The following is a 12,200-nucleotide window of genomic DNA, read 5'->3' as shown; positions in this document are numbered from 1 at the left end:
CATGACCACGCCGCAGGGGCACAGCCCGTACGGCCAGAACCCATACGCGCAGCAGCCGTACGGCCAGGCCCCCTATCCACAGGCTCCGCCGCCACAAGTCCCTTACGGAGCATCCCCGTTCGGGCAGCAGCAGGGCGGACCGGCACCCCAGGTCGGATACGCCTACCCTCAGCAACCCCAACCTCCGTACGGCCAGCAGCCGCATCCCGGCTTTCCGCAGGCACCGCAGCAGCCCTATCCGCAGGGCGGGCCGCCCGTCCCTCCCCAGCCGACCCGTCCGCGCCGATCACCCAAGGCGGTGCTGCGGGGCGCTGGCGTCGTCATCGGCCTGATGGTCATCGCGGCCGCCTGGATCAGCAGCCTGGACGACGCGGACAGCGCCGAGGCCGGTGACTGCGTCAAGAAGTCCAGCAGTGCACTGGACGACGGTCTGGCCGTGGTGGACTGCGGAACGGCGGAGGCCCAGTACAAGGTCACCGCGGTGCACAACGGCTCCTCCGACCCGTCGGTGTGCTCCGCGGGACAGGACGCCTACGTCAAGACGGTGCACCGCCGCCGGCGGGCCGACACGGCCATGGTCCTCTGCCTGACCCCCACCAAGTAGCGCACGCGCAAGGTTCTCGGATAGCGAGAGGGGCGGTGTTTCACGTGAAACGGCCGATCATGTGCCGTCGTGTTTCACGTGAAACGCCGCCCCGTCGCGCACAACCCGGTTTCACGTGAAACACCGCCGGTTTCACGGACGCACGGGCTCCTGCCGTATGGGCTTCCGCGCCCTCAGCTCTGAGCGGACCACCATTCCTTGAGCGCGGCCACCGCGGTCTCGTGTTCCAGCGGGCCGTGCTCCAGCCGCAGCTCCAGCATGTGCTTGTACGCCTTGCCGATCTGCGGGCCAGGGCCGATGCCCAGAATCTCCATGATCGCGTTGCCGTCCAGGTCCGGACGGATCGCGTCCAGCTCCTCCTGCTCCTGAAGCTGCGCGATGCGCTCCTCCAGCCCGTCGTAGGCGCGCGACAGGGCCCCCGCCTTGCGCTTGTTACGGGTGGTGCAGTCCGAGCGGGTCAGCTTGTGCAGACGCGACAGCAGCGGACCCGCGTCCCGGACATAGCGGCGGACCGCGGAGTCCGTCCACTCGCCCGTGCCGTATCCGTGGAAGCGCAGATGCAGCTCCACCAGACGCGCCACGTCCTTGATCAGGTCGTTGGAGTACTTCAGGGCGGTCATGCGCTTCTTGGTCATCTTCGCCCCGACCACCTCGTGGTGGTGGAAGGAGACCCGACCGTCCTGCTCGAAGCGCCGCGTCTTGGGCTTACCGATGTCGTGCAGCAGCGCCGCCAGCCGCAGCACCAGGTCAGGCCCGTCGTCCTCAAGGTCGATGGCCTGTTCCAGCACCGTCAGCGAGTGCTCGTAGACGTCCTTGTGGCGGTGGTGCTCATCGCTCTCCAGCCGCAGTGCGGGCAGCTCGGGCAGTACCCGGCCGGCGATCCCGGATTCGACCAGCAGCCGCAGGCCCTTGCGCGGGTTCGGCGCCAGAAGGAGCTTGTTCAGTTCGTCACGGACCCGCTCCGCGGAGACGATCTCGATGCGCTCCGCCATCTCCGTCATCGCCGCGACGACCTCGGGCGCCACCTCGAAGTCCAGCTGAGCGGAGAAGCGGGCCGCCCGCATCATCCGCAGCGGATCGTCGGAGAACGACTCCTGCGGCGTCCCCGGAGTCCGCAGCACCCGGGCCGCCAGGTCCTCCAGCCCGTCGTGCGGGTCGACGAACTCCTTCTGCGGAAGCAGCACCGCCATGGCGTTGACCGTGAAGTCCCGGCGGATCAGATCGGCCTCGATCGAGTCGCCGTACGCCACCTCGGGCTTGCGCGAGGTCCGGTCGTACGCCTCGGACCGGTAGGTCGTGATCTCGATGTCGAACGAGCTCTTCTTGCACCCGACGGTGCCGAAGGCGATACCGACCTCCCAGACCGCGTCCGCCCAAGGCCGGACGATCTTCAGCACGTCCTCCGGCCGGGCGTCGGTGGTGAAGTCAAGATCGTTGCCGAGCCGGCCGAGCAGCGCATCCCGGACCGACCCGCCGACCAGGGCAAGCGTGAACCCGGCCTCCTGGAAGCGGCGGGCCAGATCGTCCGCGACGGGGGACACCCGCAGCAGTTCGCTCACGGCACGGCGCTGCGCGTCGTTCAGCGCGTCCGTCGGCTGCGTAGTCCGCTCGGTCTGCGTGGTGGGGAAGTCATTGTTGGCGTTCGGCACAACAGAAAAGGGTACGTGGCCGCGCAGCACCCGGCGTCACGTTGATAAAGGGGACAAGGGGTACACAGACTCCCGGTGTGGTGATCATGTGGCGCAGTCCCCGGCACTACGGCGCGCCGGGCCTCGTTACCATTCGTGGACGCACATTCCGACGACCACTGACGACGACGAGGGACGGGCGAGCGCGTGGCCGATGCGGCAGGGTTCCAGGCGACTGAACGGCCGCGTGGCCGGTGGCTGCGCAGGACCGTGACGCTGCTCACCGGGGTACCCCTGCTGGTAGGAACGCTGCAGGTCCTGCCCGCCCCCGCGGCCAAGGCGGCGCCGACCGACGCGCACCCGGTGAATGTCACGATCAACGCGATGTCGCCGGCCGCCCCCGGCAAGGACGACACCGTCACCGTCTCCGGCACGCTGACCAACGACAGCAAGAGCTCGATCACCAACGCCCACGTCGGACTGCACCGCGGCTCCGCGCTCAACGACCGCAGCTCCATCGAGGCTGTGACGAAGCGCACCGGGTATCTGCCGGGGGCGGACGGCAAGGAGATCGACAACCACACCGAGAAGATCGACAAGCTGGATCCGGGCGCCAGCCGGCCCTTCACCGTCAATGTCCCGGTCAAGGACCTCGGTCTCAGCGACGACGGCGTCTACCCACTCGGGGTCACCCTGTCCGGGCACACCGCGAGCTCGCCCTACGACCAGGTCCTCGGCATCGACCGGACCTTCCTGCCCTGGCAAGGCGCCGCCCCGGCGAAGAAGACCCAGCTCACGTACCTGTGGCCGCTGATCTCCACCACCCACCTCACGGCCGAGACCGGTGCCGACGCCCAGCAGACTCCCGTCTTCCGCAACGACGACCTCGCCGCGGAGATCGCGGACGGCGGCCGGCTCCAGAAGATGGTCGAGCTCGGCAAGAACCTCCCGGTGACCTTTGTCATCGACCCCGATCTGCTCGCGACCGTCGACGCGATGACCAAGCCGTACCGCGTGCACGGCCCGGACGGCCCGATGGGCAAGAACCAAGCCGTCGCCAAGCAGTGGCTCAACGATCTCGAGAACGCCGTGAAGGGCCACGAGGTCGTCGCCCTGCCGTTCGGCGACCCGGACCTGGCCTCGCTCGCCCACCACGGCAAGAGCGTGCCCAGCTCGCTCAGCCACCTCGGCCCGGCCACCGAACTCGCCTCGAAGGCCGTGGACACCATCCTCGGGGTGAAGCCGCGCACCGACTTCACCTGGCCGGTGAACGGCGCCATCGACTCCTCGGTCGTCGACGTCGCCACGTCGGCCGGCGCCCACAACGTCATCACCCGCAGCGACAGCCTGCGGGACAACAGCCTGCCGTACACCCCGACCGCCGCCCGGCCCATCGGCGGCGGCAACACCGCCATCGTCACCGACACCCAGCTGTCCCGGGCCTTCGAAGGCGACATGTCGAAATCCGGGAACGCCAGCCTGGCGATCCAGGAGTTCCTCGCCGAGGCTCAGATGATCGGCCTGGAGAATCCGGAGCAGCAGCGCAGCATCGTCGTCGCACCGCAGCGGATGCCCTCGCTGAGCCAGGCCCAGGCGATGGCGGGCGCGCTGCGGAACCTGGAGTCGGCGGGCTGGGTCCAGCCGACGAAACTCGGCGACGCCGCCAAGGCCAAGCCCGACCCGGACGCCAACCGCCAGATCCCCGCCCGCTCCGCGTACCCGTCGTGGCTGCGTCGGGAGGAGCTGCCCGGCGACGCCTTCCAGCAGATCGAGGACACCCAGACCGCCCTGGCCGACTTCCAGGTGGTCCTGGCCCAGCCGGAGCGCGTGGTCACCCCGTTCGGCAACGCCATAATGCGCGAGATGTCCACGTCTTGGCGGGGCGACACCAAGGGCGCAGCCGCCTTCCGCGCCTCGGTCCGCGGCTATCTCGACGGCCTGTCCAAGAAGGTCCATCTGATCCCCAAGTCGGAGGCGACGCTCTCCGGCCGCAGCGCCACGATCCCGGTGACGGTCCAGAACAACCTCCTGCAGGGCGTCAAGGGCCTGACCCTGAAGCTGACCTCCTCACAGCCCAACCGCCTGGACGTGGGCAAGTCACAACTGATCAAGGTGGACGGCGGCCACAGCCAGTCGTTCAAGTTCGAGACCACGGCGAACGCCAACGGTCTCGCCTGGGTGACCGCCCAGCTCTACACCTCGGACGGCAAGCCCTACGGTGAGCCCATGACGTTCCGCGTGAACGTCACCGAGATCACCGCCACTGTGATGCTCGTCATCGCCGGCGGTGTCCTGCTGCTCGTGCTCGCCGGCGTCCGGATCTACCTCCAGCGCAAGCGGGCGGCCGCCGAGGACCCCGAGGACGAGGGAAACGACGAGGACAACGGCGGTTCCGCCGCCGAGGACAAGGACGGCGAGGACGGTGACACGGCCGGCGGCGGCCCCGAGCAGCCGAGTGACCCCGCGCCGGACACCGGATCGGAAAAGTCCGGGCCCTCCGGCTCGGGTGAGAAAGTGGACCGTTGATAGACGACGGGGCCGGAGGCCCGGCGACGGATGAGGTGGGGCAGCGATGAATGCGCCGTATGACGGTGGCCGCGGCCGGGGCGCCCATGGCGATCCCTCGGGGGCGGTCCCTCCGACGCCTCCGTTGCCCACGGACCAGGACTCCTACGTCCAGGACGCCCACCGCAACGATCCGCACCAGGCATCGGCCCCCACGGCCCAGGACCCGGCCACCGAGCCCGGCTACGGCCGTGACGCACCGCCGCCTTCCCCGGGGCAGCCCGCGCATCCGCTCTACCAGCAGCCGCCCGGCCCCCAACAGTGGCCCGCGGCGGCACCGGCGGCGCCACAGGCGCCCGCCCACGATCTTTCGCACGGCGACCCCGACGCGACGGTGCAGTTCGCCGGCGGCGACGCGCTGATGGCCCAGGGTGGCGACGAACGCTCCGAGCGCGACGCGTTCGCCCACCTCTACCGGGACCAGCAGCAGCCCTACCAGCCGCCGCGCCCCGAGCCGTCCCCCGCCAGCGGGCCGACGCCCGCGACGGCGCCCGGCCCCGAGCCGGTGGCGCAGCAGCTCGCCGAGGAGCCCGAGCCGGAGCCCGCGCCCGTCGCGGCGGCCGGCAAGCAGTCCGGCGGCCGTGCCTCCGGACTGCTGAAGTCCAGCGCCGTGATGGCCGCCGGCACGATGGTCTCCCGGCTCACCGGCTTCGTCCGCTCGGCCCTGATCGTCGCGGCGCTCGGCGGCGCGGTGCTCGGCGACTCCTGGCAGGTGGCCTACCAGCTGCCGACGATGATCTTCATCCTGACCATCGGCGGCGGCCTGAACTCCGTCTTCGTCCCGCAGCTCGTCCGCGCCATGAAGGAGGACGACGACGGCGGCGAGGCATACGCCAACCGGCTGCTCACCCTCGTCATCGTCGTCCTGGGCGCCCTGACGATACTCGCGGTGTTCGCCGCGCCTCTGTTGGTGAAGCTGGTCTCGTTCGACATCTCCCGCGATCCGGCGGCCAACGAGGTCGCGGTCGCCTTCACCCGCTACTGCGTGCCCACGATCTTCTTCATGGGCCTGCACGTCGTCATGGGCCAGATCCTCAACGCCCGTGGCCGCTTCGGCGCGATGATGTGGACCCCGGTCCTCAACAACATCGTCATGATCGCCACCTTCGGCCTGTTCATCTGGGTCTACGGCACGGCGAAGACCTCCCACATCGGCGTCACCACGATCCCCGACGAGGGCATCCGCCTGCTCGGCATCGGCACCCTCCTGGGTCTGGTGGTCCAGGCGCTGGCGATGATCCCGTATCTCCGCGACGCCGACTTCAAACTGCGGCTCCGGTTCGACTGGCGCGGCCACGGCCTGGGCAAGGCCGCCAAGCTCGCCAAGTGGACGGTGCTGTTCGTCCTCGCCAATCAGGCGGGCGTCCTGGTCGTCACCCAGCTCTCCACCTGGGCCGGCAACACCGCCGACCGGCAGGGCCACCCGGGCACCGGCTTCATCTCCTACGCCAGCGCCCAGCTGATCTGGAACATGCCCCAGGCGATCATCACCGTCTCGGTCATGGCCGCACTGCTGCCGCGGCTGGCCCGCTCCGCGCACGACGGCGACACCGGGGCCGTCCGGGACGACATGTCCCAGGGCCTGCGCACCTCGGCCGTGGCCATCGTCCCGATCTCGTTCGGGTTCCTCTCCCTCGGCATCCCGCTGTGCACGCTGGTCTACGGTTCGTCCGGCGCCGGGATCCCCATGGGCTACATGCTGATGGCCTTCGGCGTGGGCCTGATCCCGTTCTCGGTGCAGTACGTCGTCCTGCGCGCCTTCTACGCGTACGAGGACACCCGCACCCCCTTCTACAACACGGTGATCGTCGCCGGCGTCAACGCCGCGGCCTCCGCCCTCTGCTTCCTGCTCCTGCCCGCACAGTGGGCCGTGGTGGGCATGGCGGCGTCCTACGGCCTCGCCTACATCATCGGAGTCGGCGTCGCCTGGCGCCGGCTGAGCAAGCGAATGGGTGGCGACCTGGACACCGCGCACGTGGTGCGGACCTACGCGCGCCTGGCCGGCGCCAGCATCCCGGCCACGATCATCTCCGGCGTCCTGGTGTACGTCCTGATGCAGGCTCTCGGCACCGGCTTCATCGGCTCGCTCGCCGCGCTCGTCGGCGGCGCCGCCGCACTTCTGGCCGTCTTCTACCTCGCCGCCCGAAAGATGCGGATCGAGGAGATGAACGCGCTGGTCGGCATGGTCAGGTCCAAGCTGGGACGCTGATCGGGCACAACCATCGACTGCCACCGTGTGTCGTGCATAGTGGCGGACTGTGGGCACAATTGTCTTGGCTCATTGAGCCTGCAACGGATGGGGAGGCAGGAACGACGGTGGCGGAACGGAGCACGGCTGCCGTCGACGTGGCCGACACGAGCGGCGAGGAGCCGCTGACCGCCAAGGCGGGGCGGGCCACGGACGACGGTGCGGAGGCCGAGAAGGTATCCGGCAAGGAAAAGGACGCCGCGCGCACCGACAGCGAGGGTGCCGAGGCTACTGATTCCAAGCCTCCGGAACTCCACAGCGGCCATAAGCTCGCCAGACGTTACCGACTCGAGGAGTGCGTCACCCGTCTGGACGGATTCAGCAGCTGGCGCGCGGTCGACGAAAAACTCCGCCGGGCCGTCGGCGTCCACGTCCTGCCCGCGGACCACCCCCGTGCCCGCCCGGTGCTCTCGGCCGCGCGTGCCTCGGCGCTCCTCGGTGATCCCCGGTTCGTCCAGGTCCTCGACGCCGTCGAGGACAACGACCTGGTCTACGTCGTCCACGAATGGCTGCCGGACGCCACCGAGCTGGCCACGGTCCTCGCCAACGGTCCGCTCGAGCCCCACGACGCCTACCAGCTCGTCAGCCAGGTCTCCCAGGCCATGGCCGCCGCCCACCGCGAGGGCCTGTCCCACCTGCGGCTCACCCCTGGCTCGGTGCTGCGCACGGAGTCCGGGCAGTACCGCATCCGCGGCCTCGCGGTCATGGCGGCACTCCGCGGCATCACCTGCGAACACCCGCAGCGCACGGACACCGAGGCGATCGGCGCACTGCTGTACGCCGCCCTCACCCAGCGCTGGCCGTACGAGAACGACGCCTACGGCCTCACTGGCCTGCCCAAGGGCGTCGGCCTGATCGCACCCGACCAGGTCCGCGCGGGCGTGCACCGCGGCCTGTCCGAGCTCGCCATGCGGGCCCTGGTCAACGACGGAGCCACCGCCTCCCGCCAGGAGCCGCCGTGCACCACTCCGGAGGAACTGGCCAAGGCCGTCGCCGCCATGCCGCGCATCCGTCCGCCGGAGACGGCGTTCTCCACCCCGCCGCCGTATCAGCGGACGGGTTTCCAGCAGGGCTCCTACGCCCAGTCGGTCAAGGCGACGCAGCCCGTCCCCGCACCGCCGCCCCCGCTCCACAGCCGCACTGGCAAGGCACTGAAGTGGTCCGTCTCCGCGTTGCTGATCGCGGCGCTGGGCCTGGGCAGCTGGCAACTGGCCGACACCCTGCTGAAGTGGGAGAACGACCACGACGGCACCCGGAACTCGCAGCCCTCCGGCGGGAGCGCCAAGAAGCCCGAGGGCAAGGCACTCAAGATCGTGAACGCCGACGAGTACTACCCGGACGGCCAGCCGCAACACCCCGACCAGGTGCGAGCCACCTACGACGGCGACCCCGCGACCTACTGGCGCAGCAAGAGCTACCGCGAGGGCCCCGACCTCAACCCGGCCTTCAAGAAGGGCGTCGGACTGGTCTACGACCTCGGTTCGGAGCAGCAGATAAGCAGCGCTTCCATCGGCCTGCACTACATCGGCAACCACACGACGGTGACGCTCTACGCCGCGGACTCCCTGTCCCCGTCCGCGCCGCTGAGCTCCATGCGTGAGCTGGGCACGGCCAAGACGTCGGGGAGCACCGCCAAGGTCACGCTGAAGGCACCGGCGAAGGCACGCTATGTCGTCGTGTGGATCACCGCGATGCCCGAGTCGCCGGCGGACACCTACAGCGGCGCCGGTTTCAAGCAGGGCGTGACCGAGGTTTCCTTTACCAGCTGAACAGGCACGCCGTCTCGGAGGGCGTGGCAGGAGGACAAACGGCCGGCCGTCGGCCGGTGCTCGTGCCACGCCCCTCGGCTCACCGAGATCGTTCACGGTCCGCGAGGTGGCTTTCCCAGCATTTACTTTCCTCACCCGGCGGGCTTCAATGGGACCGAGATCAGGCAGCTACGGCCGGGGGGCCCGTGTCCACCGACAGCGACAAGGCTTCGACACCAACCGACGCTGATCTCCTCGCGCTGCATGTAAAGGGCGACCCCGAGGCGTTCGGGGAGATCGTCCGTCGCCACCGTGACCGGTTGTGGGCCGTGGCCTTACGGACCCTCGGCGATCGCGAAGAAGCCGCAGACGCTGTGCAGGACGCGCTGGTCTCCGCTTATCGCGCCGCACACTCCTTCCGCGGCCAGTCCGCCGTGACGACCTGGCTGCACCGCATCACCGTCAATGCCTGTCTGGATCGCGCCCGCAAGGCCGCCTCACGGCGCACATCTCCGGTCGCCGAAACCGAGCGCCTGGAGCAGCTCCTCGATCCCGAGGAGTCCGCTGCGCTCCCGGCCGAGCGCGAGGACCTGCACCGGGAACTACTCCGTGCGCTGCGCACCCTGCCCGAGGAACAGCGGGCCGCCCTCGTGCTCGTCGATATGCAGGGATACTCCGTCGCGGAGGCTGCCGACATCCTCGACGTCCCGACCGGCACGGTGAAAAGCCGGTGCTCACGCGGGCGAGCTCGCCTCCTGCCCCTGGTCACCCATCTGCGCGGCGACGACGGGGGTAGCAATCCCACGAGCGGGGGAAGGAACCGGGCGCAGGGGACATCCGTCCCACCGACGGCAGGACCGAAGGGCACAGGTGCCGTGAAGGGCGGAGGTGGGCGAGCGTGACGTCGACGACCGGCGCAGGCGAGCACCCGGAGGTTTCCGAGATCTCCGATCTCACGGACGGGCTGCTCTCCCCCTCACGTATCGCGGATCTGCGGAATCATCTCGCCGGCTGCGCACTGTGCGAAGACGTCCATGCATCCCTGGAGGAGATCCGCGGGCTCCTCGGTACGCTCCCCGGCCCGGCCCGGATGCCCGCCGACGTCGCGGAACGCATCGATGCGGCCCTTGCCGCCGAGGCCCTGCTGGACTCCACCACAGCCGAGGGCAGGCCGCGCGTTTCACGTGAAACATCGCCGAGCCCCACTGCGGTTTCACGTGAAACATCGACCGGGCCAACCGCCGTTTCACGTGAAACCAGCATCCAGCCACCACACCGTGCGGCGTCTGCTTCACCGGCGGGGCGGGCCCGTGGCGCTTCCGGACCCCGCCGTCAGTCGCCGGGCGGCCGCCCGATCCGGTCTCGGCGGTGGCCCCGGATCCTCCTCGGCACCGCAGCCGCTGCGGCGGTCCTCGGAGTGGGCAGTCTGCTCCTCCAGAGCGCCGGCACCAGCGGCGTACAGGCCACCAAGCCGGACAGCGGCCCTACTGCGAGCGGGGGCACCTCTTCGCGCCTGACCGCCGCGACGCTTGGATCCGACGTCCACAAGTTGCTCGCCACGAAGAAGGCGCACAGCATTCCGGAGATCGGCACGCGCAGCTCTCCCGAGACTCCGCTGCGGGGCGAGCCCGACGCCGTCCCGTCGTGCGTGCGTCAGGGCATCGGCCGCACCGAGACACCGCTGGCATCCAGCCGTCGCACGTATGAGGGCAAGGACACGTTCCTGGTCGTGCTGCCTCACCCGTCCGATCCCAAGAGCGTCTCCGCCTACGTCGTCACCGCCTCATGCGTCTCGGCCGCTCCGCCGGCCCCCGGGAAGGTCCTGCTGACCCACTCGTACCGGCGAGACTGAACGGCGGCAGGTCCGCTGTGGCATTCCGGGAATGCTCGCCCCGTAGGATCCGTTGGGTGGGGTGAGAGTTCCGAGACCCCAGCAAGCCGTCGGCAGAGACAAGGAAGACACCCGTGAGCGACGTCCGCAACGTGATCATCATCGGCTCCGGGCCCGCGGGCTACACCGCAGCGCTCTACACCGCCCGCGCGTCCCTGAAGCCGCTCGTCTTCGAAGGCGCCGTCACCGCCGGCGGTGCGCTGATGAACACCACCGATGTGGAGAACTTCCCCGGCTTCCGCGACGGCATCATGGGCCCGGACCTGATGGACAACATGCGCGCCCAGGCCGAGCGCTTCGGCGCCGAGCTGCTGCCGGATGACATCGTCTCGGTCGACCTCAGCGAGGAGATCAAGACCGTCACCGACACCACGGGCACTGTGCACCGCGCCAAGGCCGTCATCGTCGCCACGGGCTCCCAGCACCGCAAGCTCGGCCTGCCGCGTGAGGACGAGCTGTCCGGCCGTGGCGTCTCTTGGTGCGCGACCTGCGACGGGTTCTTCTTCAAGGACCAGGACATCGCCGTGATCGGCGGCGGCGACACCGCGATGGAGGAGGCCACCTTCCTCTCGCGCTTCGCCAAGTCCGTCACGATCGTCCACCGCCGTGACACCCTGCGCGCCAGCAAGGCGATGCAGGAGCGTGCCTTCGCCGACCCGAAGATCAAGTTCGTGTGGGACAGCGAGGTCGCCGAGATCCACGGCGAGAACAAGCTCTCCGGCCTGACGCTGCGCAACATCAAGACGGGCGAGACCTCCGAGCTTCCGGTCACCGGCCTCTTCATCGCGATCGGTCACGACCCGCGGACCGAGCTGTTCAAGGGCCAGCTGAACCTCGACGACGAGGGCTACCTCAAGGTCGATGCGCCCAGCACCCGGACGAACCTGTCGGGCGTCTTCGCCGCCGGCGACGTCGTCGACCACACCTACCGGCAGGCGATCACCGCTGCCGGCACGGGCTGCTCCGCCGCCCTCGACGCCGAGCGGTTCCTCGCGGCTCTCTCGGACGGCGAGGCCACGGCCGAGCCGGAGAAGACCCCTTCCGCCTGACCCGCGTACCTGAGCTTTCCACCCCGACCCACCCCAGTAAGGAGATTGCCATGGCCGGCGCCACGGTGACCGTGACGGACGACAACTTCGAAGAGGTCGTCCTCAAGAGCGACAAGCCCGTCCTCGTGGACTTCTGGGCCACCTGGTGCGGCCCGTGCCGTCAGGTTGCCCCGTCCCTGGAGGCCATTGCTGCCGAGCACGACGAGATCGTCATTGCGAAGCTGAACACCGACGAGAACCCTGCGACCACCGCCAAGTACGGCGTCATGTCGATCCCGACCATGAACGTCTACAAGGGCGGCGAGGTCGTGAAGACCATCGTCGGTGCCAAGCCGAAGGCCGCCATCGAGAAGGATCTCGCGGACTTCCTCGCCTGAGGCACGCCGTCACGTTTCACGTGAAACATGGGCCCGCTCCCTTCGTGGGGGCGGGCCTGTTTCACGTGAAACACCGGCCATGTTTCACGT

The 12,200-nt window shown here is 69.4% G+C and carries 9 protein-coding genes; 8 read left to right on the top strand and 1 reads right to left on the bottom strand.

The window, feature by feature from the left end; all coding sequences use genetic code 11:
* The first annotated feature begins 1 nt into the window (after position 1).
* A complete protein-coding gene (locus K2224_RS06590; RefSeq protein WP_221905690.1) occupies positions 2 to 604 on the top strand; it encodes a hypothetical protein in 603 nt (200 codons plus the stop codon).
* 173 nt (positions 605 to 777) lie between these two features.
* Here the strand turns inward: K2224_RS06590 and K2224_RS06585 are convergent, their stop codons facing one another.
* On the bottom strand, positions 778 to 2,253 hold the full coding sequence (locus K2224_RS06585) for a CCA tRNA nucleotidyltransferase (protein ID WP_221905689.1): 1,476 nt from the start codon (positions 2,251 to 2,253) through the stop codon (positions 778 to 780).
* Between the two features lie 249 nt (positions 2,254 to 2,502).
* Between K2224_RS06585 and K2224_RS06580 the strand changes: the two genes are divergently transcribed.
* The 7 genes from K2224_RS06580 to trxA all read left to right on the top strand — a co-directional run bounded on the left by K2224_RS06580 (position 2,503) and on the right by trxA (position 12,110).
* Entirely contained in the window at positions 2,503 to 4,758 is a 2,256-nt protein-coding gene (locus tag K2224_RS06580) for a DUF6049 family protein (protein WP_221905688.1), read from the top strand.
* Between the two features lie 46 nt (positions 4,759 to 4,804).
* On the top strand, positions 4,805 to 7,006 hold the full coding sequence (gene murJ / locus K2224_RS06575) for a murein biosynthesis integral membrane protein MurJ (RefSeq protein ID WP_221905687.1): 2,202 nt from the start codon (positions 4,805 to 4,807) through the stop codon (positions 7,004 to 7,006).
* Between the two features lie 107 nt (positions 7,007 to 7,113).
* A complete protein-coding gene (locus tag K2224_RS06570) occupies positions 7,114 to 8,814 on the top strand; it encodes a protein kinase family protein (protein WP_221905686.1) in 1,701 nt (566 codons plus the stop codon).
* Between the two features lie 185 nt (positions 8,815 to 8,999).
* The gene (gene sigM / locus K2224_RS06565; protein ID WP_221905685.1) at positions 9,000 to 9,695 is read left to right on the top strand and encodes an RNA polymerase sigma factor SigM; all 696 of its coding nucleotides are present in this window, start codon (positions 9,000 to 9,002) and stop codon (positions 9,693 to 9,695) included.
* A gap of 515 nt (positions 9,696 to 10,210) precedes the next feature.
* The gene (locus K2224_RS41305) at positions 10,211 to 10,645 is read left to right on the top strand and encodes a hypothetical protein (protein ID WP_313904756.1); all 435 of its coding nucleotides are present in this window, start codon (positions 10,211 to 10,213) and stop codon (positions 10,643 to 10,645) included.
* 113 nt (positions 10,646 to 10,758) lie between these two features.
* Complete coding sequence (gene trxB / locus K2224_RS06555) at positions 10,759 to 11,733, top strand: thioredoxin-disulfide reductase (protein WP_221905683.1); 975 nt, start codon at positions 10,759 to 10,761, stop codon at positions 11,731 to 11,733.
* A 50-nt stretch (positions 11,734 to 11,783) separates the two neighbouring features.
* The gene (trxA, locus tag K2224_RS06550) at positions 11,784 to 12,110 is read left to right on the top strand and encodes a thioredoxin (RefSeq protein ID WP_221905682.1); all 327 of its coding nucleotides are present in this window, start codon (positions 11,784 to 11,786) and stop codon (positions 12,108 to 12,110) included.
* Positions 12,111 to 12,200: the final 90 nt, after the last annotated feature.

The sequence above is a fragment of the Streptomyces sp. BHT-5-2 genome, assembly GCF_019774615.1.
Taxonomy (GTDB): Bacteria; Actinomycetota; Actinomycetes; order Streptomycetales; family Streptomycetaceae; genus Streptomyces.
The sequence above is the reverse complement of the archived record's forward strand: the minus strand, read 5'-3'. Positions and strand labels throughout refer to the sequence as shown.